Genomic DNA, 21,064 nt, shown 5'->3' with positions numbered 1-21,064 from the left:
TCCTCTGGCCAAAACCGGGGCTCCTGCGTAGGCTACCCTACCAAGCACTTGCTAGGGAGGCCGTGATGACGGAGACCGTCCCGGCGGCGCTCGACGCCGCGGCGGAGCGGTTCCCCACGCGCGAAGCACTGGTGGACGGCGACGTCCGGCTGACCTGGCCGGAGCTGGCTTCGCGGGTGCGGCAGTGCGCGAACTTCTACGCCGCCGCGGGGATCGGGCCGGGTGACCGCGTCGCGGTCTGCGCGCCCAACACGTGGCACTGGCCGGTCGCGGCGCTCGGCGCGCACTACGCCGGCGCGACGCTGGTGCCGATCAGCACCCGGTTCACCGCCCGGGAAACCACGGACATCCTGACCCGGGGCGGCGTCTCGGCCCTCGCCGTCACCGGGACGTTCCTCGGCGCCGACCGGCTCGCGGCCCTGACCGAACGCCCGCCCACGGTCCTGCGGATCCCGGTCGAGGGCCCGGAAGACCCGGTCGACGGCGTCACCGAATGGGCCGCGCTCGACAGCTTCGACGACACCTTCACCAGCCCCGCGCGGCCGGACGACGTCAGCGACATCCTCTTCACGTCGGGGACGACCGGCCGCAGCAAGGGCGCGATGTCGTCGCACCGGCAGGCCCTCGGCGTCGCCGCCGCGTGGGCCGAGTGCGGCGAGCTGAGCGAACACGACCGCTACCTCGTGATCAACCCGTTCTTCCACAGTTTCGGTTACAAGGCCGGGATCCTCGCCGCGACGCTGCACGGCACGACGCTCGTGCCGCAGCGCACCTTCGCCGTCACCGAGACCCTCCGGCTGATCCAGGACGAGCGGATCTCCGTGCTGCCGGGCGCGCCGACGATCTTCCAGGTCCTCCTCGACGCCCCCGACCGGCCGTCGTACGACCTGTCGACGCTCCGGCTGGCCGTCACCGGCGCGGCGACCGTCCCGGTGGCGCTCGTCGAACGCATGCAGGCCGAGCTGGGTTTCGACCTCGTCCTCACCGCGTACGGGCTCACCGAGGCCGTCGTGGCCACGATGTCGCTGCGCACCGACCCGCCCGACCTGATCGCCCGGACCGTCGGCCGGCCTGCCGCCGGGTTCGAGGTCCGCCTCGGCGAGCGTGACGAAGTGCTGCTGCGCGGGCCGAACGTGATGCTCGGGTACCTCGACGACCCGGCCGCCACCGCCGAGGCGATCGACGACGACGGCTGGCTGCACACCGGCGACGTCGGCGTGCTCACCGAATCCGGGCACCTGCGGATCGTCGACCGGATCAAGGACATGTACATCTGCGGCGGCTTCAACGTCTACCCGGCCGAGGTCGAGCAGGCGCTCGGTTGGCTAGACGGCGTGGCCGAGGCCGTCGTCGTCGGCGTGCCGGATCCGGTCTACGGCGAGGTCGGCAAGGCCTACGTCCGGCTGCGGCCGGGCGTCATTCTGTCCACAGAGGACGTCATCGACCACTGCAAGGCCAACCTGGCGAACTACAAGCGGCCCCGGCACGTCGAGTTCCGGGACGAGCTGCCGCGCACGCCGTCGGGCAAGGTGCTCAAACGAGTTCTGCGGGAGGAAGCATGAGCGACATCGGCGAGGAGGTCACGTACGAGGTGCGCGGGCCGGTCGCGGTCGTCACCCTGAACCGGCCCGAGTACCGCAACGCGCAGAACTCGGCGATGACCTACGCGCTGGACGCCGCGTTCACCCGGGCCGTCGACGACGACGGGGTGAAGGTGATCGTCCTGGCCGGCGCGGGCAAGCACTTCTCGGCCGGGCACGACATCGGCTCACCGGGCCGCGACGCGGACGTCTCGTTCGAGCGCAAGGCCGTGATGTGGTGGGACCACGTCGACGCGGCGGGCGGTGACCAGCGGTTCGCGCGGGAGTCCGAAGTGTACCTGGGGATGTGCCGCCGCTGGCGGGAGATCCCGAAGCCGACGATCGCGTCCGTCCAGGGCGCGTGCATCGCCGGGGCGCTGATGCTGGCCTGGGTGTGCGACCTGATCGTCGCGTCGGACGACGCGTTCTTCGCCGATCCCGTGGTGCGCATGGGGATTCCCGGCGTCGAGTACTTCGCGCACCCGTGGGTGCTCGGGCCGCGCCGGGCCAAGGAGGTTCTGTTCACCGGCGAGCGCTTCACGGCCCAGCAGGCCCTCGACTGGGGCATGCTCAACCGGGTCGTCCCCCGCACCGATCTCGAAGAGGAAACACTCAAGCTGGCCACGAAGATCGCCGAGATGCCCCGGTTCGGCCTCGCACTGGCCAAGAAGGCCGTGAACCAGGCCGAGGACCAGATGGGCCTGCGGTCCGGAATGGACAGTGTGTTCGGGTTGCACCACTTCGCGCACGCGCACAACGCCGAGACCGCCGGCGACTCCCTGGCCGGGCTGGACGCCCGGTCCATGCGGGACCGCTGATGGACCTCGACCTCTCCCCCGGCGTCCAGGCGTTCCGCGACGAAGCCCGCGCATGGCTGGCCGCGCACGTTCCCGCCGAGCCGCTCCCCTCGTTCGACACGCCGGAGGGTTTCGCCGCCCACCGCGCGTGGGAGGCCGGGCTGGCCGACGCGCGCTGGTCGGTCGTCTCCTGGCCGGCGGAGTACGGCGGCCGCGACGCGAGCCTCCTGGAGTGGGTGCTGTTCGAGGAGGAGTACTACGCGGCCGGCGCGCCCCTGCGCGTCAACCAGAACGGCATCTTCATGCTGGCGCCGACGCTCTTCTCGCACGGCACCGACGAGCAGCTGGCCCGGATCCTGCCGAAGATGGCGCGCTCCGAAGAGGTCTGGGCGCAGGCCTGGTCCGAGCCGGAGGCGGGCAGCGACATCGCCGCGCTGCGCAGCACGGCGTCGCGTGTGGACGGTGGCTGGGTCCTCAACGGACAGAAGACGTGGAGCTCCCGGGCGGCCTACGCCGACCGCGCGTTCGGCCTGTTCCGCAGCGACCCCGAAGCCGAACGCCACCGCGGCCTGACCTACCTGATGGCGGACCTGCGCGCCGACGGTGTCACGGTACGCCCGATCCCGCAGCTGGACGGCGAGCCGGGGTTCGCCGAGATCTTCTTCGACGACGTCTTCGTGCCGGACGCCGACGTCATCGGCGAGCCCGGCGCCGGCTGGAAGGTCGCGATGACCACGGCCAACAACGAACGCGGCCTGTCGCTGCGCAGCCCCGGCCGGTTCCTCGCCGCGGCCGATCGGCTGACGGCGCTGTGGTCCGGCGCGGGCCGTCCCGAAGCCACCGCGGACCGGGTCGCCGACGCCTGGATCGGCGCCCGTGCCTACCAGCTCTACACGTTCGGCACGGTCACCAAGCTCGCCGAGGGCGGGCAGCTCGGGCCGGAGTCGAGCGTCAACAAGCTCTTCTGGTCGCACCTGGACGTCGAGCTGCACGAGACCGCGCTCGACCTGCTGGGCCCGGCCGCCGAGCTGCGCGGCCCCTGGAGTGACGGCTGGCTGTTCTCGCTGGCCGGCCCGATCTACGGCGGCACCGACCAGATCCAGCGCACGATCGTCGCCGAACGCCTGCTCGGCCTGCCCCGGGAGGACCGATGAGGTTCGGATTGACCGCGGAGCAGACGGCGTTCGCCGCGTCCCTGCACGACCTGCTGTCCACATCGGACGACTGGCCGAAGCTCGCCGAGCTGGGCGTCACGGCCCTCGGCATCCCCGAGAAGCACGACGGCCTCGACGCCTCCCCGGTCGACCTCGTCGTCGCGTTCGAGGCGCTGGGTCACCACGGCGTCGCGGGGCCGTGGACCGACACGGTGGCCGTGCTGCCCGCGCTGCTCGACGACCCGGTGCTCGCCTCGGTGGCCTCCGGCGAGACGCGAGCGTCGGTGGTCTTCGCCCCGCACGTCCCCTACGCCCTCGACGCGGACACCGCGGACCTGCGCGTCCTGGTGGACGGCACGCGCCTGAAGACCTTCACCCCGGGCCGGGAACTGGCTTCGGTGGACCCGTCCCGGCGGCTGTTCGAGGCCGTCCCCGGCGACGACCTCGGCCCGGCGCTGGACCCGGCGCGCGCGTTCGACCTCGGCGTCCTCGCGACGGCGGCGCAGCTGCTCGGGGCCGGAAACCGGCTGCTCTCGACGTCGGTCGGCTACGCCGGGCAGCGCCGCCAGTACGGCCGCGAGATCGGGAAGTACCAGGCGGTCAAGCACCTGCTCGCCGACGTCGTCACGGCGCTGGAGCTGGCCCGGCCGCTGCTGTACGGCGCGGCCGTGACCCTCGCCCCGGAGGACATCTCGGCGGCGAAGGTGGCGTGCGGCGACGCGGCGTTGCTCGCGGCCCGCACCGGACTGCAGGTGCACGGCGCGATCGGCTACACGGCCGAGCACCCGCTCGGCCGCCGGCTGCTGCGGGTCCGGGCCCTGACCACGGCCTGGGGCACCGGCGCGGTGCACCGGCGGCGCGTCCTGGCGGCCGTCGGATGACGCCCGAGCAGGACGAACTCCGCGCCACCGTCCGGAAGCTCCTGGAACGGGAAGCCACGCCGTGGCCGGCCCTCGTCGACATCGGCGTCCCCGCCCTGGCGATCCCCGAGGAGCACGGCGGGCTCGGCGCCGGGCTCACCGAACTCCGGATCGTCGCCGAAGAACTCGGCCGGGTGCTCTCGGACGTCCCGTTCCTCGGCTCGGCCGTCGCCACCCAGGCCGTGCTCGCCACGGGAGACGAGCGGCTGCTCCCCCGGCTCGCCGAGGGTGCCGTCGCGGCGCTGGCCTGGACCGGCGAAGACGGCCGCTGGGAGGCCGCCGCGTGCCGAGGTGATTTGTCGACTGTGGACGGACGCGCACACTACGTCCTGGACGGCGACACCGCGTCGATCCTGCTGGCCGTCACCGGAGACGGACTGTACGAAGTGGACCCCGCCGACGCCGTCCGCGAGCACGTCCCGTCGCTCGACGAGACGCGGCACTTCGCCACCGTGACGTTCGACCACGCGCCCGCACGCCGGCTCGGCCCGCTGGATCCCGGCCCGCTTCGGGACTTCGCGTGCCTGGTCCTCGCCGCCGAGCAGACCGGCGCGGCGGCGCGAGCGCTCGAACTGACCGTCGAGTACACCCGGCAACGCCACCAGTTCGGCCGCCCGATCGGGAGCTTCCAGGCGCTCAAGCACCGCATGGCCGACCTGCACGTCCTGGTCGAGACGGCCCGCTCGGCGGCCTACGCGGACCTGCCGGCGGTCGCCAAGGTGCACTGCTCCGAGGTGCTGTCCGAGGTCGCGGCGGAGATGATCCAGCTGCACGGCGGCATCGCGATCACCTGGGAACACCCGGCCCACCGCTACTTCAAGCGCGCGCACTCGTCGTCCCACCTCTTCGACGCCCCCCACCACCACCTCCCCCGGGCTCGCCCAAAGCCGTGAAGGCCTCCTTACCGGCCATAAGAGCCGGGAAGGAGGCCTTCACGGCTTTTCGGCCTACCAGACCGGCCGGTAGGGCTGGCCCCCCGAAGTGCCCACCGGCGCGCAGGATTCCGGTCGGTGGTGTCCGCGCGAAGACTCGGGGGCGTGACCACAGACAACCTCGTGCACACCGGCAGCGACTTCGCCCGGCTGAGCCACCGCATCTCCGCCGCCGGCCTGATGAGGCGCCGGCCCGGTTACTACACCGCCCGGATCGCCGTCGTGACCACGCTGTTCGCCGCCGGCTGGGTCGCCTTCGCCTTCCTCGGGAACTCGTGGTGGCAGCTGGCCGTCGCCGCGTTCCAGGCCGTGATGTTCGGCCAGATCGCGCTGCTCTCCCACGACCTCGCGCACAAGCAGGTGTTCCGGCGCCGGCGGCCGACCGAGATCGCCGGGATGATCGCGGGCAACCTCGGCGTCGGCATGAGCTACGGCTGGTGGATGGACAAGCACACCCGCCACCACGCCAACCCGAACCACGAGGAGCTCGACCCCGACGTCGACCCGGACATCCTGGTGTGGTCGAAGGACCAGGCCCGCGCCAGCCGCGGCGTACCCCGGTTCATCGGGCGCTACCAGGCGTTCCTGTTCTTCCCGCTGCTCACCCTCGAAGGGCTGAACCTGCACTGGTCCGGCATCCGCGCGGTGCGCAAGCCGGGCCTGCGCCACCGCGGCGTCGAGGCCGCCTTGCTCGCGCTGCACTTCGCCGTCTACTTCAGTGCATTGATCACGGTGCTGTCGCCGGGCATGGCGTTGCTGTTCTTCGCCGTCCACCAAGGACTGTGGGGTGTCTACATGGGATCGATCTTCGCGCCCAACCACAAGGGCATGCCGACGCTCACCGGGCGCCCGGAGCTGGACTTCCTGCGCAAGCAGGTGCTGACCTCCCGCAACGTCCGCGGCGGCGCGGTCGTCGACGTCGCCCTCGGCGGCCTCAACTACCAGATCGAGCACCACCTGTTCCCGAGCATGCCGTCGCGGCACCTGCGCCAGGCGCAGCCGATCGTCCAGGGGTACTGCGCCGAGCTGGGCATCCCGTACCTGCAGACGAGCCTGGTCGAGTCCTACCGGCAGGCCCTCACCCACCTGCATGAAGCTGGGGCGCCTCTCAGGAACCGTTCGTAGACTCAAGGACATGAGGAAGAAGATCGCGGCCTTGCGTGACCTGCCGGCGGCGTTCGGTGCGAAGGCCGCCGGCGCCCGTGCCGAGCGGGTCCGCCGCTCGCCGCAGTTCGACGGCAAGGTGTTCCGCAACGTCGCACCGCGGCACCCGATGACCGCGGCGTCGATGAGCACCATCTTCCGCGAGATGTTCTTCGGCACCGACCGTGAGCTGCGCAAACCGGCCGGTGCGATCCCGTTGGTGAAGGCGGCGCCGGTCGAGACGGCCGAGGGCCTGCACCTGACCTGGTACGGCCACGCCTCGACGCTGGTGGAGCTCGACGGCGCCCGCGTGCTGCTCGACCCGGTCTGGAGCGACCGCGTCTCGCCGGCGACGTTCGCCGGCCCGCGGCGGCTGCACGAGCCGCCGGTGCCGCTGTCCGGGGTCGGCCGGGTGGACGCCGTCGTCATCTCGCACGACCACTACGACCACCTCGACCTGGCGACGATCCGCTCGCTGATGACGTCGACCGCGGCGCCGTTCCTGGTACCGCTGGGCGTCGGCGCGCACCTGGAGCGCTGGCACGTCCCGGCCGACCGGATCATCGAGCTGGACTGGCACGAAGAGGCGACGGTGGCCGGCGTCCGGTTCATCTCGACGCCGGCCCAGCACTTCTCCGGCCGCGGCATCACGAACGACGACACGCTGTGGACGTCCTGGGCCCTGCTCGGCCCGGAGCACCGGGTCTTCTACACCGGCGACACGGGCTACTTCGACGGCTTCGCGAGCATCGGCGCGGAACACGGCCCCTTCGACGTCGCCCTGGTCCAGATCGGCGCGTACGCCCCGCAGTGGCCGGACATCCACATGACGCCGGAGGAAGGCGTGGCGGCGGGCCTCGACGTCCGGGCGAAGCTGCTGGTCCCGGTCCACTGGGCGACGTTCTCGCTGGCGATGCACCCGTGGGGCGAGCCGGCGGACCGCGTCTGGACCGAGGCGAAGGCGGCGGACATCCCGCTGGCGATCCCCCGCCCGGGTGAGCGTGTGGACGTCGGCGAGCCACCGGCGGTCGACGGCTGGTGGCAGGCTCTGTGAAGCTGAAGCTGGACCTCCACGACATCTACAACCGCGGCGGCGAGATCGACAAGGCGCTGCAGGGGATCATCGACGAGGCCGTCGCGAAGAAGGCACCGCTCGTCGAGATCATCCCCGGCAAGGGCTCCGGGCAGCTGAAGAAGCACGTCCTGCGGTTCCTGGAGCGCAAGGACATCAAGGCGCTCTACCACCGGATCGAGAAGGACAAGGACAACTTCGGCCGGGTCTTCGTGCACTTCCGCTGGAAGTGACGCCCAGAAGTGACGTTCAGAACCGGCTGTCGTGGCGGGCTTGCGCCCAGGCCCGGTCCCACGCCGCGGCGCGGAGGCGGCCCAGGACGAACCGGGCGAAGCCGTAGAGCGCGGCCAGCGCTCCGGTGACGGCGACCCAGAGCAGGATCGCCGCGAACACGCCGTCGGCCGCCGAAGTGGCCGGCGAAAGCGGCTCGGTCGTCAGCTCGCCGCGCTGGTCCAGCCACACCGGCACGTGCGTGCCCTTCGGGCTGCCGGAGTCGGCGAGGACGTCGCCGGTGTGCCGGGTGCCCCGGGCGTCGAACCAGGCCGCCGGGACGGTCGTCTGGTCGGCCGGCGAGCCGGCCCCGTCGGTGCTGTAGCTCTGCGTGGCGGCCGCGGCCAGCGAGGTCGCCGTCGCGGGATGGCGCGTGGTGCGCTCCTGCTCGGCGCGGGCGGTCTGCGCGGCGTAGGTGTCGGAGCCGACGGCGGCGGCGAACGGCAGCGTCAGCAGCGCGCCGGCGACCAGCAGGAGCAGCAACGCGGCTTCGACGCGGTCACCGAACCGGGCGAGCGGGTTGCCGCCGGGGAACAACCGGCGCCGGAACCGGGCGATCCGACCCTGCATGCGCGGCACACTCCTCCCCGGGAACAGACTCTGCGCCCTCAGTGTGCGCGCGAAGTGTCGGCTTTCTCTCGTGAATGGGACGCGGCCCACCTCTGAACCCCGGCACAACCACCCGCCCGAGCTAACCGGCCGCGATCGCCGACCACAGCGCGTGAGCGACTTCCGGCCCGTGGACGTCGGTGTGCCCGCGCACGAACCCGTCGGCCTGCAGGTTGTGCGGCACGCCCGGGCGCCACGCGTAGCGCCCGCCGACCGGCAGCAGCTCGCCCGGCACGGCTTCGGCGGTCCCCTGGGCGCCGTCCCGCCCGATGCTGCCGTAACCCAGCCCGGTGACGCGCGACGCGATCTCGAACGCGACCCCGGCGACCAGGTCGTACGCGGTGTGCGTGACGAGGATCGGGCCGGTCACGACGTGCGCGTCGAGCACGCCGCGGAACACCCCCGAGCCGGCAAAGGCGTGATGCGACAACGTCGCCTGCAGCAGGGTGAGCGTGCCCAGCGTCCCGGCCGGCCGGGCCAGCGCGGCCGCGGTGACCAAGCGGCCGCCGAAGCCGTGCCCGACCAGGTGAACGCGCAGGCCGGGCCGGGCGACCGCGCCGAGCAGCGGCGCCAGGCCGTGCTCCCCCACCTCGCCCGCGCGCGCCTTCATCTCGTAGTACGTCAGGTAGTCGAGCAGCTGCCGCGCGGCCTCGACGAACCCGGAAGCCGGTTTCGCGAGCCGGTCCATCACGGTGCCGCCGGGCAGGGTCAGCAGCTCCGTCGACGCGTCTTCGCGGTCCTGCGCGGCAGGGGCGGCGACCGACAGGAGCGCGGCGGCGAACGCGGTCCGCGCGGTCGAGCGGGCCGCGAGCGCCGGGACGAGCTCGGCCGCCGCGTCGATGGTGCGCCGGTGCTCGGGCACCAGCTCCCGCAGCAGGTCGAGCCGCTCCCCGAGACCGGCGGACTCGGCGAACTTCCGCGACGGCCACAGCACGCAGGCGAAGGCGAGGGGTCCGTCGCAGACCGAGCGCAGCGAGGACGCGAGATCGGCGTACAGGTGCCTCGCCGTGACGGGGTCGTCGTCCCAGCCGTGGCTCAGCACGACGAGGTCGGTGGTCGCGCGGTCGGCGGCCAGCTCCCGCACGGCCGCACCCCGGTCGCCGGCGAGCCCACCAGCGCGGTCGAACCCGACCTCCGCGGCCGGGAAACCGGACAGCTGCACGAACTCCTCCTCGGGCGGCGACGACCCTGTGAAGTCGCCTTCTCGACGGCCGGTGTTACCGCTCGGCCCGGCCGGGCGGGCTGCTCGGCACCGCTCCCCGGGTTAAGCTGACAACTGTCCGGTTACTTCGCGAGGAAGGGCGGTGCCGCCGTGCCGGGTCGTGAGCGCCGGTCGGACGCGGTCGCCAACCGCGACCGGATCGTCGAGGCCGCGCGGGCCGAGCTGAGCGAGTCCAACGGCGCGGCCGCCGACCTGAAGCTGCACCGGGTCGCCAAGGCCACCGGCGTCGGGCAGGGCACCCTCTACCGGCACTTCCCGACCCGCGAGCACCTGCTGGCGGAGGTGTACCGGTACGAGCTGACGCAGCTCGTCGACGCCGTGGCGCCGCTGCTGGCCGGGCACCCGCCGCTCGAGGCCCTGATCGCCTGGCTCGATCGGCTGGTCGAGTACGCGCGGGTCAAGCGCGGTGTCATGGCGGCGATCGAGGCCTCGGCGTGGCAAGACCTTTACGCGGGCCAGCACCACCGGCTCGACGAAGCACTCGAAACGCTGCTCCAGCGGGGAAAAGCCGTCGGTCAGGTACGCGACGAGGTCGACGCGGCGGACGTCATCCTGCTCCTGGGCGCGCTGTCGCGGGTGCCCGAAGCCGAGTGGGACACGCGGGTGCCCAAGATCGTGGCGGTGATCGTCGACGGCCTCCGCCCGCGGTGACGCGGGTTCAGAGCCAGTCGTCCGGGCGGGGCCACGGCATCAGCGCGGCGAGCGCGTCCCGCGCCGGCTCGGTGACCGAGTACTGCCCCCGGTGGAACAGCAACGGCCGCGCGTCCGACGGCGCGCCCAGCGCCGTGACGCGCCCGATCACCACGTAGTGGTCACCGGCTTCGTGCACCGCTTCCAGCTCGCAGTCGATCCACGTCAACGCGCCTTCGAGCAGCGGCGCCCCGGACGGCGCGGGCGTCCAGCCGAAGCGGGCGAACTTGTCCTCACCACGAGCGCCGAACACCGCGCTGACTTCCTGCTGGTTCTCGGCCAAGACGTTGATCGCGAACCGGCCGGCCGTGGCGAGCACCTGCCAGGTGCGGGACGTCTTCGCCGGGCAGAACAGCACGAGCGGCGGGTCGAGCGACAGCGCGGCGAACGACTGGCAGGCGAACCCGGCCAGCGTGTCGCCGTCGCGGCCGGTGACGACGGTGACGCCCGTGCAGAAGTGCCCGAGGACGCTGCGGAACGCGGTCCGGTCGACCGCCATCGCCGTCACGGCGCGCCGGGCGGCCGGGCGCCGACCGAGAAGTCGTGGCCCCACAGGGAAACCGCGGTGCTCTCGCGAGCGATCCAGTTCTCGTCGTCGACCTGCCGGCCTTCACAGCCGAACTCGATGTCGAACCCGCCGGGGGTCTTCATGTAGAACGACAGCATCAGGTCGTTGACGTGCCGGCCGAGCGTCGCCGACATCGGTACCTTGCGCCGGATCGCGCGGTCGAGGCACAACCCGACGTCGTCGGTCTGCTCGACCTCGACCATCAGGTGCACGATCCCGCTCGGGGTCGGCATCGGCAGGAACGCCAGGCTGTGGTGACGCGGGTTGCAGCCGAAGAACCGCAGCCACGCGGGCGCGCCGTCGGCGGGCCGGCCGACCATCTGCGGCGGCAGGCGCATCGAGTCGCGCAGCCGGAACCCGAGGACGTCGCGGTAGAACCGCAGCGAAGCCTCGTCGTCCTTTGTGGACAGGACGACGTGGCCGAGGCCCTGTTCGCCGGTGACGAACCGGTGCCCGTACGGGCTGACCACCCGACGGTGCTGCAGCGCGACGCCGTGGAACACCTCCTGGGTGTTGCCGGACGGGTCGTCGAAGCTGATCAGCTCGTCGACGCGGCGGTCGGCCAGCTCTTCGGGCGTGCCTTCCTTGTAGGGCACCGAGGCACTGTCCAAACGCGACCGGATCTCGGCCAGCTCGGCGGCGTTCGCGGCCTCCCAGCCGGTGGTCGTCAGCCGGTCGGCGTCGCCGGGCGAGATGACGAGCCGGGCCGGGAAGTCGTCCATGCGCAGGTAGAGCGCGTCGGGGTTCTCCCCCTTGCCCTCGACCATGCCGAGCACCTTGAGCCCGTATTCGCGCCACGCGGCCATGTCGGTGGCTTCGACGCGGAGGTAGCCCAGTGACCGGATGCCCATCAGGAACTCCCGAGGAAGTCGAGGGCCAGCCGGTTGAATTCGTCGAACTTCTCCAGCTGGGCCCAGTGTCCGCAGCCGCCGAACACGTGCAGCTGCGCGCGCGGGATGGTCTTCAGCGCGACCAACGCGCCGTCGAGCGGATTGACGCGGTCTTCGCGGCCCCAGATCAGCAGCACGCGCTGGCGCAGCCGGTGGGCTTCGCGCCAGAGCATGCCCTCTTCGTAGGTTTCGGGCTGGGCGAACGACATCCCCATGGCCCGCATCGCGGCGAGCGACTCGGGGGTGTTCGCCGCGGCGAACCGGTCGTCGATCAGCTCGTCGGTGATGAGCGCCTGGTCGTGGACCATGATGCGCAGGAAGGCTTCCATCCGCTCGCGGCTGGGTTTCGCGCCGAACTTCCCGAGGTTCTTGACGCCTTCGGTCGGGTCGGGCGCGAACAGGTTGACGCTCAGCCCGCCCGGCCCCATCAGCACGAGCCGGCCGGCGCGCTTGCCGTGGTTCAGCGCCAGCCGCACGGCCGCGCCACCGCCGAGCGAGTTGCCGACGAAGTGCGCGGTTTCGACGCCGAGCGCGTCCATCAGGCCTGCGACGGCGTCCGCGCTGTGGCGGAAGTACTGCGGGTGCGCGGTCGGCTTGTCCGACCGGCCGAAGCCGGGCTGGTCGACGGCGATCGTCCGGTAGTGCTTGGCGAACTCCGGCAGGTTGCGCCCGAAGTTGCTCCACGCCGACGCGCCGGGCCCGCCGCCGTGCAGCAGGATCACCGTCTCGGCGTGCTCGGCGCCGGCCTCGTGGTAGTGCAGCTTCAGGCCCCCCGCGACCTCGGCGTACTTTCCCTCGGGCCCGGCCATCAGTACATCGCGTTCTCGACGGGGAGCCCGAAGGCCCCGGTGCCGTACATGACGTAGGCGCGCTCGGCGTCGTTGGCCGCGTGCACCCGGCCGGCGTGCGCGTCACGCCAGAAGCGCTGGATCGGCGTGCCGCGCTGGATGGCCCGGCCGCCGGAGTTCTCGAAGAGCCGGTCGATCGCGCCGATCGCGCGTTCGGTGCCGCGCACCTGGTCACGCCGGACGCGCAGCCGCAGGTCCACCGGCAACCGTTCTTCCCGCTTGGCCAGCTGGTACAGCTCGTCGATGTTGCGGGTCAGCTGCAGCCACGCGGCGTCGATCTCGCTGGCGGCTTCGGCGATCCGCACCTTGGCGAACGGGTCCTCTTTGGACTGTTCACCGGCGTACGCGGCGCGCACCCGCTTGCCCTGGTGCTCGACGTGCGCGTCGTAGGCCCCCTGGGCCATGCCGATGATCGGCGCGGTGATCGTGGACGGGTGCACCGACCCGTACGGCAGCCGGTACAGCGGCCCGGGGTTGACGGCCTGACCCGGCACCTTGCACTTGGACGTCGCGATGAAGCTCAGCGCCCGGTGCTGCGGGATGAAGACGTCTTCGACGACGATGTCGTTCGACCCGGTACCGCGCAGCCCGACCGTGTCCCAGACGTCCACAATGGAGTAGTCCGCGATCGGCAGCAGGTACGTGCAGAAGTCGACCGGCTTGCCGTCCTTGAAGGCCGGCCCGCCGAGCAGCACCCACGTGCAGTGGTCGCAGCCGGACGAAAAGCTCCACCGGCCGGAGAGCCGGTAGCCGCCGTCGACCACCTCGGCCTTGCCCATGGGGGCGTACGACGAGGAGATCCGGACGTCCTCGTCGCCGCCCCACACCTCTTCCTGCGCCTGAGCGTCGAACAACGCCACGTGCCACGGGTGGACGCCGAGGATGGAGGCGACCCAGCCGGTGGACCCGCACGCGCTCGCGATCAGCTTCACCGCGGTGTAGAAGCTCACCGGGTCGGCTTCGAAGCCGCCGTAAGGCTTCGGTTGCAGCAGCTTGAAGAACCCGGTCTCCTGCAGGGCCTTGACGGACTCCTCGGGCACGCGGCGCGCGTCCTCGGTGTCCTGGGCCCGTTCCCGCAGGACCGGCAGGAGGTCCCGGACCCCGGCGATCACCTGCTCGCTCATGCGCGTTCCTCTCTCGCGTTCACTCACGCAAGACTAGAACACGTTCTCGTTTTTGTCGAGAACACCCTGCGCCAAGGCGGAGTTGATCCCCGCCCTGCGGCCGGAAAACACGCAGTCGGCCAGCGAGAGACCACTGACGTAGGACCTGGAACAGATTCCCACCGCGGTGCGCCCGGCGGCGTACAGGCCCTTGATCGGCACACCCCCGGCGTCCCGGACCGCGCCGGTGTCCTCGTCGACGACCAGGCCGCCGAGCGTCAGCATCGGCGTCGGGTAGCCGAGGTTGGGCCGCACCGAGACGTCGATGAGCGAGAACGGCGGGTTGTCCAGGCGCCGGGCGAACTCGGCGGGCTTGCCCATCGGGTCTTCGGCGCCGTGATAAGCCTCGACGCTCGCGCGCAGGCCCGGGGGGTCGACACCGGCCTTGCGCGCCGCTTCTTCGACCGTCGCGCCGACGACGCGCCCGCGCCGCAGGAGGTACCGCAGCTGCAGACCCTGGAACCACTGGCTCTGCTTGGTGCCGTCACGCCGGGCCTCGGCGACGATCGGCGCGTCGACCAGCAGCCAGCCCTTGCTGTCGTGCCGCTCGATCAGCCGCTCGCCGACGGCGGCGCCGTAGCGCGACTCGTCGATGATCCGGCGGCCACCGGCGTCGACGATGATCCCGCCGAGGAACGCGCTCGGCGGCGTCACGAACCGCCACGCCGAGATCCGGCCGAGTTCCGCGGTCGCGCCCCCGGCCTCGACACCCAGCCGGATGCCCGAACCGTCGTCGGCGGCGGTGCCCAGCGGCAGGCCGCCGCGGTAGGCGGGCGCGTGCTCGCGCACCATCGCGCGATGGGCGATGAACCCGCCGGCGGCGAGGATCACCCCGCGCCGCGCGGTGATCCGCAGCTCGCGGGCGTGCGCGCGTTCGAGCCGTTCGACCCGGCGGTGCAGGGGTTTCCGCAGCGCCGGGACGTAGATGCCGGGCTTGGCGGAATACGACGCGAGCCGCCGGTGCCGGGCCTTCACCGACGCCGGCGCGTCCCGCAGGCTGTCCGCGACGACCCCGGTGATGCCACCCTGGTCGTCGTGGATCAGCGAGCGCACCCGCGTCTGCGGCAGCACCCGGATCTCCCGGCGCCGCACGGCTTCGGCCAGCCGCGTCATCAGCATCTTCCCGGACGTGCCGGGGCCTTTGACGCGGTGCCCGCGCGGGGCCGGTTTCGCCGCGTCGCGGAACCCGCCGGCGGCCTCGCTGCCGGAGTAGTACAGGTAGAACTCGTCACTCGGGTACGACGTCTTGTAGGGGCAGAGGCTGCCTTCGAACGGGACGCCGTTGCCCTCCAGCCAGGTGACCATCTCGCGGCTGTCCTCGCAGAACCGCCGGAGCGTCTTCTCGGAGACGACGTCCCCGGCTTCGAGGCGCAGGTATTCGTACATCGCGTCGACCGTGTCGTCGACCCCCGCGTCCAGCTGCTGGCGGGTGCCGCCGCCCGCGTAGACCACGCCACCGCTGACCGCACTGGCGCCACCACCGGCGAAGCGCTCGACGATGACGACGTCCGCACCGGCGTCGGCGGCTTCGAGGGCGGCGCACGCGCCGGCCGCACCGAACCCCACGATGACCACGTCCGCGACGAGTTCGTCCATGGTTCGCTACCCTAGAACTGAAACACGTTCTCGTCTATGGTGGCCGAAAGCGACCCTCAACTGGATACTTGTCTTGTGGAACACGTTATAGGTGAGGTGGCATGACGGAGCAGTTCGACGTCGTCGTGGTCGGCAGCGGCGCTGCCGGGATGACCGCCGCGCTGGCCGCGGCTCACGGCGGCCTGAGCGTTGTCCTCCTGGAGAAAGCGGCCTGCTTCGGCGGCTCGACCGCGCGCTCCGGTGGCGGGGTCTGGCTGCCGGGCAACCACGCGTTGCGCGCCGCCGGGATCGACGACCCGCCCGAACGGGCGCGCGAGTACCTCGCCTCGATCGTCGGGGACGTCGTCCCGGCCGTCCGGCGCGACACGTTCCTCGCCCACGGCCCCGAGGTGCTGCGGTTCGTCTGCGACCACACGCCGCTGAAGTTCCGCTGGGTCCGCGACTACAGCGACTACCACCCCGAGGCCCCCGGCGGGCGGCCCGGCGGCCGGTCCGTCGAGCCCGTCGCCCTCGACGGCCACCTGCTCGGCGACGAGCTGGCGCACCTCGAACCGCCCTACAGCGCTCCCCCGCTCGGCGTACCGATCACCCAGGCCGACTACCGCTGGCTGAGCCTGCTCCTGCGGCACCCCCGCGGGGTAGTCCGGCTGCTGTCGCTCGGCACCCAGTGGCTGGCCGGCCGGATCCGGCGGCAGCACCCGCTGGCCATGGGGCAAGCGCTTGCGGCCGGCCTGCGGATCGGCCTGACCAGGGCGAACGTCGAGGTCCGGCTCAACACGGCGCTGGTGGACCTGCAGGTCGAAGGCGACCGGGTCACCGGGGTGGTCACCGCGCAAGGAGTCATCGCGGCCCGCCGCGGCGTGATCCTCGCCAGCGGCGGCTTCGAGCAGAACCTCGAGATGCGCGAGAAGTACCAGCGCGCGCCGATCGGCACCGACTGGACCGTCGGCGCGGAGGCGAACACCGGCGACGGCATCACCGCCGGGCTCAAGCTCGGCGCGGCCCTCGACCTGATGGACGACGCCTGGTGGGGCCCGACCCTGCCGCTCACCGGCGGGCCGTGGTTCGCGCTGGCCGAGCGCTCGCGCCCGCGCTGCGTCATGGTCGACGCGCGCGGGCAGCGGTTCGTCAACGAGTCGGCGCCCTACGTCGAGGCCGTGCACGCGATGTACGGCGAGGGCGACGGCCCGGGCGAGCACATCCCGACCTGGCTGGTGTTCGACCAGCGCTACAAGGACCGGTACATGTTCACCGGCGTCGGGCCGCGCCAGCCGCTGCCCGGCCGCTGGTTCAAGGCCGGGATCGCGGTCAAGTCGTCGTCGCTGGCCGGGCTGGCCGGGAAGATCGACGTCCCGGCGGATGCGCTGGAAGCCACGATCGAGCGCTTCAACGGCTTCGCGCACAAGGGCGTCGACGAGGACTTCCAGCGCGGGCTCAGCACGTACGACCACTACTACGGCGACCCGCGCAACAAACCCAACCCCAGCCTCGGCCCGCTCGACAAGGCGCCGTACTACGCGGTGAAGATCGTGCCCGGCGACCTCGGCACCAAGGGCGGGCTGCGGACCGACGAACACGCACAGGTCCTGCGCGAGGACGGCTCGGTCGTGCCGGGCCTGTTCGCCGCGGGCAACGTCAGCGCGGCCGTGATGGGCCGCACGTACGCCGGGCCCGGCGCGACCATCGGCCCCGCCATGGTGTTCGGCTACCTTGCGGCGACGCGGCTGGCGCACGAAGATCAGAGGACCACGGGAGGGCAGCGATGACGCAGGAATCGGTACGCACCATCTACGCCGGTGAGCCACCGACCCGGTTCGCCCGCGGCTGGCACTGCCTGGGGCTGGCCGAGCGCCTCCGCGACGGGAAACCGCACGCCATCACGGCGTTCGGCACCAAGCTGGTGGTGTTCGCGGACTCGAAGAGCGACCTGCACGTGCTCGACGGCTACTGCCGGCACATGGGCGGCGACCTCACCCAGGGCACGGTCAAGGGCGACGAGATCGCCTGCCCGTTCCACGACTGGCGCTGGAACGGCAGCGGCAAGTGCGTCGCGATCCCCTACGGCAAGCGGGTCCCGCTGCGCGCGCGAACGCGCTCGTGGCAGACGCTGGAGCAGAACGGCCAGCTGTTCGTGTGGCACGACCCGGAAGGCAATCCGCCGCCGGCCGAGCTGGCGATCCCGCGGATCGAGGCGGCCTACAGCTCCGAGTGGAGCAACTGGACGTGGGACTCGATCTTCATCGACGGGTCCAACTGCCGTGAGATCATCGACAACGTCGTGGACATGGCGCACTTCTTCTACATCCACTACGCCTACCCGACGTACTTCAAGAACATCTTCGAAGGCCACATCGCGACGCAGTACCTCAACACCAAGGGCCGCCCGGACATGGGCATGGCGTCCAACTACGGCGGCGAGGACAACCTGCTGCGGTCGGAGGCGTCGTACTTCGGGCCGTCGTACATGATCAACGACCTGGTGAACTCCTTCCAGGGCTACGAGATCCAGAGCGTGCTGATCAACTGCCACTACCCCGTGTCGCCGACGTCGTTCGTGCTGCAGTACGGCATGAAGGTCAAGAAGCAGGACGGGCTTTCGGACGAGCACGCCGACAAGATCGCGTCGAAGCTGGCGAAGGGCATCGGCGCCGGGTTCCTGCAGGACGTCGAGATCTGGAAGCACAAGACGCAGATCGAGAACCCGCTGCTGTGCGAAGAGGACGGTCCGGTCTACCAGCTTCGCCGCTGGTACCAGCAGTTCTACGTCGACGCCGCCGACGTCACCGAGGACATGACCCGGCGCTTCGAGTTCGAAGTGGACACGTCGAAGGCGAACGAGGCGTGGTCGGCCGAGGTGGCGGAGAACCTGGCCAGGCAGAAGGCGGAGGCCGAGGTGTGACCACGTCGGAGACCGTCGAGTTCCTGACCGGCGGGCTGCGGCCGCACGAGTGCCGCGCCTGCGGGACCTGCGTGCTGGTGAAGAAGAACAGCATCAGCCACACCAGCATCCAGTGGACCACGAACGCGGCCGAGAGCTGCCCGGTCTTCGCCGACGCCGACCGCCCGACCGCGTTGCTCGACACCTGCCCGAAGCTGTCGGACAGCATCGACGACGCGGTGCGCGAAGGCACGCTGGCGGTCGCGGATGGCTGAGCGGGTCTACACCCTGACGGTCGCCGACGTCGTCGTCGAGACGCCGGACGCGCGTTCGGTGGTGTTCGAGATCCCCGGCGAGCACGCGTCGGCGTTCTCCTACACGGCCGGGCAGTTCCTGACGCTCCGGATCCCCAGCGAGCGGACCGGCTCGGTGGCGCGGTGCTATTCGCTGTCGAGCGCGCCGCACGAGAACCGCGTCCAGGTGACGGTCAAGCGCACCGACGGCGGGTACGGGTCGAGCTGGATCTGCGACGAGCTGCGGGCCGGGATGACCCTGGACGTGCTGGCGCCGGCCGGGGTGTTCACACCGTCCTCAGTGGACGAGGACTTCCTGCTCTTCGCCGCGGGCAGCGGGATCACGCCGGTGATGGCGATCCTGAAGACGGCGCTGGAGCAGGGCTCCGGCCGGGTCGTGCTGGTCTACGCGAACCGCGACGAGGCGTCGGTGATCTTCGCCGGCGAGCTGACGTCGCTGGCGAAACGCTACGGCGACCGGATGGTCGTCGTCCACTGGCTGGAGAGCGTCCAGGGGCTGCCGGACGTGCCGCAGCTGCGCGGCCTGGCTTCCGCGTACCCGGCGCACGAGGCGTTCCTCTGTGGTCCGGCGCCGTTCATGGCGGCCGTGCGGGAGGCGCTCGGGCAGCTCGGCGTGCCGCGGAACCGGGTGCACGTCGAGAAGTTCACGTCGCTGTCCGGGAACCCGTTCGACGCCGTCGAGGAGCCGGTCGCCGAGCCGGAGCCGGAGCCGGACTCGGACGAGGCGCCCGCGTCGCTGACCGTGACGCTCGACGGCGAGACGCGGTCGATGGCGTGGCCGCGCCGCCGCAAGCTCCTGGACCACTTGCTGGAGGCGGGTCTCGACGCGCCGTATTCGTGCCGCGAGGGACAATGCAGTGCGTGCGCGTGCCGGATCGAATCGGGTGAGGTGAAGATGCTGCACAACGAGGTCCTCGACGCCGAGGACATCGCGGACGGCATCGTGCTCGCCTGCCAGTCGCTGCCGGTCACCGACGACGTCTCGATCAGCTACGAATAGGAGCACCGCGTGCCCATCGATCCCGCCGTCGCGATCGGCGCCGAAATCGGGGAAGTGAGCTTCGCCTGGACGTCGTCGGACGTGCTGCTCTACCACCTGGCGCTGGGCGCGGGCCCGGACGAGCTGCGCTACACCTACGAACGTGACCTGGTCGTCGTCCCGACGTTCGCCACGGTCGCGGCCAACCTGCGCGTGTTCGAGCCGCCGGCGGTGTCGTTCCCGGGGGTCGAGATCGACCTGGCGAAGGTGCTGCACGGCAAGCAGGAGATCACCCTGCACGGGCCGATCCCGGTCGAAGGCAAGGCGGTGGCCCGCTCGCGGGTCGCGGACGTCTTCGACAAGGGCAAGGCGGCCGTGATCATCCAGGAGGTCGACGTCACCTCGTCGGACGGCAGTCCTCTGTGGACGGCCCGGTCGAGCATCTTCGCCCGCGGCGAAGGCGGTTTCGGCGGGTCACGCGGGCCGTCGGACCGCATCGAGTGGCCCACGCGCGAGCCGGACGCGGTGCTCGAGACGCCGACGCTGCCGCAGCAGGCGCTGCTGTACCGCCTGTGCGGCGACCGCAACCCGCTGCACGCGGACCCGGCGTTCGCGGCGGCGGCGGGCTTCCCGCGGCCGATCCTGCACGGTTTGTGCACCTACGGCGTGGTCGCCCGGGTCCTGATCGACGAGTTCCTCGACGGCGACCCGTCGCGGGCCGGGTCGTTCGCGACGAAGTTCGCCGGCGTGGTGTTCCCGGGCGAGACCCTCCGGACCCGGGTCTGGCGCGAGGACGACCGCCTGCTGGTGACGACGTCGGCCGTCGAGCGCGACGACGCCCCGGTCCTGGCGGACACGGTCCTGACGTTCGCCTAGCGGGTCTGCCGGGGCGTGGCCCGCGTCACTCGCGTCCAAGTGGTGATCGACCCGTCGTGCGCGCGCTAACGTGGACGGGAGCGACCTCGGGAGGACGGAACACGATGCCGGAATACTTCGTGGTGCGGGGCACCGTCGAGCACGGCGACGAGCGCGGCCGGGAGCTGGGCTTCCCCACCGCCAACGTCGCTCTCCGTGACCAGGACGGGTCCGTCGGCGACGGTGTGTGGGCGGGCTGGGTGCAGCGCGGGGACGGCACGCGCATCGCCGCGGCCGTGTCCGTCGGGCGGCGGCCGACCTACTACGGGGCCGACGGCTACCGGCTGCTCGAAGCGCACCTGCTGGACTTCACCGGCGACCTCTACGACGAGACCCTCGTCGTCTGGCTCGGCGCCCACCTGCGGGACCAGCAGGCCTACGCCTCCGCCGAGGACCTCGTCACCGCGCTCAAGAACGACATCGCCGTCGCGACGCAGTGGACCGCCGGCCACCCCGCCGCCGCGCTGCCCGAACCCGGCGACAGCCCGCTCGGCGAGGTCCGGCACATCCCCGAATAGACGGCT

22 protein-coding genes are annotated in these 21,064 nt (G+C 71.7%); 15 read left to right on the top strand and 7 right to left on the bottom strand.

The features are described 5' to 3' along the window. Positions 1–65: 65 nt before the first annotated feature. From MUY22_RS25805 to MUY22_RS25770, 8 genes are all read left to right on the top strand, one after another. The gene (locus MUY22_RS25805; protein WP_247063367.1) at positions 66–1,562 is read left to right on the top strand and encodes a FadD3 family acyl-CoA ligase; all 1,497 of its coding nucleotides are present in this window, start codon (positions 66–68) and stop codon (positions 1,560–1,562) included. After that, positions 1,559–2,398, top strand: coding sequence for an enoyl-CoA hydratase (locus MUY22_RS25800; protein WP_247063366.1), 840 nt, complete (start codon positions 1,559–1,561; stop codon positions 2,396–2,398). The genes MUY22_RS25805 and MUY22_RS25800 overlap by 4 nt, the downstream gene beginning before the upstream one ends. Then, the gene (locus MUY22_RS25795) at positions 2,398–3,531 is read left to right on the top strand and encodes an acyl-CoA dehydrogenase family protein (protein ID WP_247063365.1); all 1,134 of its coding nucleotides are present in this window, start codon (positions 2,398–2,400) and stop codon (positions 3,529–3,531) included. Before MUY22_RS25800 ends, MUY22_RS25795 begins: the two co-directional genes overlap by 1 nt. Continuing rightward, positions 3,528–4,412, top strand: a complete 885-nt coding sequence (locus tag MUY22_RS25790) for an acyl-CoA dehydrogenase family protein (protein WP_247063360.1) — start codon at positions 3,528–3,530, stop codon at positions 4,410–4,412. The genes MUY22_RS25795 and MUY22_RS25790 overlap by 4 nt, the downstream gene beginning before the upstream one ends. Beyond that, a complete protein-coding gene (locus tag MUY22_RS25785; RefSeq protein ID WP_247063358.1) occupies positions 4,409–5,344 on the top strand; it encodes an acyl-CoA dehydrogenase family protein in 936 nt (311 codons plus the stop codon). The genes MUY22_RS25790 and MUY22_RS25785 overlap by 4 nt, the downstream gene beginning before the upstream one ends. Before the next feature lie 144 nt (positions 5,345–5,488). Continuing rightward, a complete protein-coding gene (locus MUY22_RS25780; protein WP_247063357.1) occupies positions 5,489–6,508 on the top strand; it encodes an acyl-CoA desaturase in 1,020 nt (339 codons plus the stop codon). 10 nt (positions 6,509–6,518) lie between these two features. Continuing rightward, positions 6,519–7,580, top strand: a complete 1,062-nt coding sequence (locus MUY22_RS25775) for an MBL fold metallo-hydrolase (protein WP_247063356.1) — start codon at positions 6,519–6,521, stop codon at positions 7,578–7,580. Then, positions 7,577–7,831, top strand: coding sequence for a Smr/MutS family protein (locus tag MUY22_RS25770; protein WP_247063355.1), 255 nt, complete (start codon positions 7,577–7,579; stop codon positions 7,829–7,831). Before MUY22_RS25775 ends, MUY22_RS25770 begins: the two co-directional genes overlap by 4 nt. Before the next feature lie 16 nt (positions 7,832–7,847). Here MUY22_RS25770 and MUY22_RS25765 read toward each other — a convergent pair whose 3' ends face one another. Then, positions 7,848–8,438 (bottom strand): hypothetical protein, encoded by a 591-nt coding sequence (locus MUY22_RS25765; protein ID WP_247063354.1) that lies wholly within the window; start codon positions 8,436–8,438, stop codon positions 7,848–7,850. A gap of 121 nt (positions 8,439–8,559) precedes the next feature. After that, positions 8,560–9,639 carry a hypothetical protein gene (locus MUY22_RS25760; RefSeq protein ID WP_247063353.1) on the bottom strand — a complete coding sequence of 360 codons (1,080 nt, stop codon included), beginning with the start codon at positions 9,637–9,639 and terminating at the stop codon, positions 8,560–8,562. 150 nt (positions 9,640–9,789) lie between these two features. Between MUY22_RS25760 and MUY22_RS25755 the strand changes: the two genes are divergently transcribed. Then, positions 9,790–10,350, top strand: coding sequence for a TetR/AcrR family transcriptional regulator (locus MUY22_RS25755; RefSeq protein ID WP_247063352.1), 561 nt, complete (start codon positions 9,790–9,792; stop codon positions 10,348–10,350). 7 nt (positions 10,351–10,357) lie between these two features. Here MUY22_RS25755 and hsaB read toward each other — a convergent pair whose 3' ends face one another. From hsaB to MUY22_RS25730, 5 genes are read right to left on the bottom strand one after another with little or no spacing between them, the layout of a single operon-like run. Beyond that, complete coding sequence (hsaB, locus tag MUY22_RS25750; protein ID WP_247063350.1) at positions 10,358–10,888, bottom strand: 3-hydroxy-9,10-secoandrosta-1,3,5(10)-triene-9,17-dione monooxygenase reductase subunit; 531 nt, start codon at positions 10,886–10,888, stop codon at positions 10,358–10,360. Between the two features lie 5 nt (positions 10,889–10,893). Beyond that, the gene (gene hsaC / locus MUY22_RS25745) at positions 10,894–11,808 is read right to left on the bottom strand and encodes an iron-dependent extradiol dioxygenase HsaC (protein WP_247063348.1); all 915 of its coding nucleotides are present in this window, start codon (positions 11,806–11,808) and stop codon (positions 10,894–10,896) included. Beyond that, on the bottom strand, positions 11,808–12,656 hold the full coding sequence (gene hsaD / locus MUY22_RS25740) for a 4,5:9,10-diseco-3-hydroxy-5,9,17-trioxoandrosta-1(10),2-diene-4-oate hydrolase (protein WP_247063346.1): 849 nt from the start codon (positions 12,654–12,656) through the stop codon (positions 11,808–11,810). Before hsaD ends, hsaC begins: the two co-directional genes overlap by 1 nt. Continuing rightward, entirely contained in the window at positions 12,656–13,819 is a 1,164-nt protein-coding gene (gene hsaA, locus MUY22_RS25735) for a 3-hydroxy-9,10-secoandrosta-1,3,5(10)-triene-9,17-dione monooxygenase oxygenase subunit (RefSeq protein ID WP_247063345.1), read from the bottom strand. The genes hsaD and hsaA overlap by 1 nt, the downstream gene beginning before the upstream one ends. A 33-nt stretch (positions 13,820–13,852) precedes the next feature. Then, positions 13,853–15,454 carry an FAD-binding protein gene (locus MUY22_RS25730; protein WP_247063341.1) on the bottom strand — a complete coding sequence of 534 codons (1,602 nt, stop codon included), beginning with the start codon at positions 15,452–15,454 and terminating at the stop codon, positions 13,853–13,855. 101 nt (positions 15,455–15,555) lie between these two features. On the opposite strand from MUY22_RS25730, the gene kstD reads away from it, so the two are divergent. The 6 genes from kstD to MUY22_RS25700 all read left to right on the top strand — a co-directional run bounded on the left by kstD (position 15,556) and on the right by MUY22_RS25700 (position 21,058). Then, entirely contained in the window at positions 15,556–17,220 is a 1,665-nt protein-coding gene (gene kstD, locus MUY22_RS25725; RefSeq protein WP_247063340.1) for a 3-oxosteroid 1-dehydrogenase, read from the top strand. Continuing rightward, positions 17,217–18,353: a Rieske 2Fe-2S domain-containing protein gene (locus MUY22_RS25720; RefSeq protein ID WP_247063339.1), complete on the top strand. Its 1,137-nt coding sequence runs from the start codon at positions 17,217–17,219 to the stop codon at positions 18,351–18,353. Before kstD ends, MUY22_RS25720 begins: the two co-directional genes overlap by 4 nt. Then, positions 18,350–18,607 carry a hypothetical protein gene (locus MUY22_RS25715; protein ID WP_247063338.1) on the top strand — a complete coding sequence of 86 codons (258 nt, stop codon included), beginning with the start codon at positions 18,350–18,352 and terminating at the stop codon, positions 18,605–18,607. Before MUY22_RS25720 ends, MUY22_RS25715 begins: the two co-directional genes overlap by 4 nt. After that, on the top strand, positions 18,600–19,646 hold the full coding sequence (locus MUY22_RS25710) for a ferredoxin--NADP reductase (RefSeq protein ID WP_247063336.1): 1,047 nt from the start codon (positions 18,600–18,602) through the stop codon (positions 19,644–19,646). The genes MUY22_RS25715 and MUY22_RS25710 overlap by 8 nt, the downstream gene beginning before the upstream one ends. A gap of 9 nt (positions 19,647–19,655) precedes the next feature. Next, positions 19,656–20,501: a MaoC/PaaZ C-terminal domain-containing protein gene (locus MUY22_RS25705; RefSeq protein ID WP_247063334.1), complete on the top strand. Its 846-nt coding sequence runs from the start codon at positions 19,656–19,658 to the stop codon at positions 20,499–20,501. Between the two features lie 104 nt (positions 20,502–20,605). Further along, a complete protein-coding gene (locus tag MUY22_RS25700) occupies positions 20,606–21,058 on the top strand; it encodes a riboflavin kinase (RefSeq protein ID WP_247063332.1) in 453 nt (150 codons plus the stop codon). Positions 21,059–21,064 lie beyond the last annotated feature (6 nt).

Origin of the sequence: Amycolatopsis sp. WQ 127309, from assembly GCF_023023025.1 — a bacterium.
Lineage (GTDB): Bacteria > Actinomycetota > Actinomycetes > Mycobacteriales > Pseudonocardiaceae > Amycolatopsis.
The sequence above is the reverse complement of the archived record's forward strand: the minus strand, read 5'-3'. Positions and strand labels throughout refer to the sequence as shown.

Bases quoted from the DNA above. Each gene is read 5' to 3' on its own strand.
- hsaD (WP_247063346.1), bottom strand. From the start codon at position 12,656: ATGGCCGGGCCCGAGGGAAAGTACGCCGAGGTCGCGGGGGGCCTGAAG.
- MUY22_RS25790 (WP_247063360.1), top strand. From the start codon at position 3,528: ATGAGGTTCGGATTGACCGCGGAGCAGACGGCGTTCGCCGCGTCCCTG.
- MUY22_RS25795 (WP_247063365.1), top strand. From the start codon at position 2,398: ATGGACCTCGACCTCTCCCCCGGCGTCCAGGCGTTCCGCGACGAAGCC.
- MUY22_RS25700 (WP_247063332.1), top strand. From the start codon at position 20,606: ATGCCGGAATACTTCGTGGTGCGGGGCACCGTCGAGCACGGCGACGAG.
- MUY22_RS25785 (WP_247063358.1), top strand. From the start codon at position 4,409: ATGACGCCCGAGCAGGACGAACTCCGCGCCACCGTCCGGAAGCTCCTG.
- MUY22_RS25805 (WP_247063367.1), top strand. From the start codon at position 66: ATGACGGAGACCGTCCCGGCGGCGCTCGACGCCGCGGCGGAGCGGTTC.
- MUY22_RS25775 (WP_247063356.1), top strand. From the start codon at position 6,519: ATGAGGAAGAAGATCGCGGCCTTGCGTGACCTGCCGGCGGCGTTCGGT.
- kstD (WP_247063340.1), top strand. From the start codon at position 15,556: ATGACGGAGCAGTTCGACGTCGTCGTGGTCGGCAGCGGCGCTGCCGGG.
- hsaA (WP_247063345.1), bottom strand. From the start codon at position 13,819: ATGAGCGAGCAGGTGATCGCCGGGGTCCGGGACCTCCTGCCGGTCCTG.
- MUY22_RS25765 (WP_247063354.1), bottom strand. From the start codon at position 8,438: ATGCAGGGTCGGATCGCCCGGTTCCGGCGCCGGTTGTTCCCCGGCGGC.
- MUY22_RS25720 (WP_247063339.1), top strand. From the start codon at position 17,217: ATGACGCAGGAATCGGTACGCACCATCTACGCCGGTGAGCCACCGACC.
- MUY22_RS25800 (WP_247063366.1), top strand. From the start codon at position 1,559: ATGAGCGACATCGGCGAGGAGGTCACGTACGAGGTGCGCGGGCCGGTC.
- MUY22_RS25730 (WP_247063341.1), bottom strand. From the start codon at position 15,454: ATGGACGAACTCGTCGCGGACGTGGTCATCGTGGGGTTCGGTGCGGCC.
- hsaC (WP_247063348.1), bottom strand. From the start codon at position 11,808: ATGGGCATCCGGTCACTGGGCTACCTCCGCGTCGAAGCCACCGACATG.
- hsaB (WP_247063350.1), bottom strand. From the start codon at position 10,888: ATGGCGGTCGACCGGACCGCGTTCCGCAGCGTCCTCGGGCACTTCTGC.
- MUY22_RS25710 (WP_247063336.1), top strand. From the start codon at position 18,600: ATGGCTGAGCGGGTCTACACCCTGACGGTCGCCGACGTCGTCGTCGAG.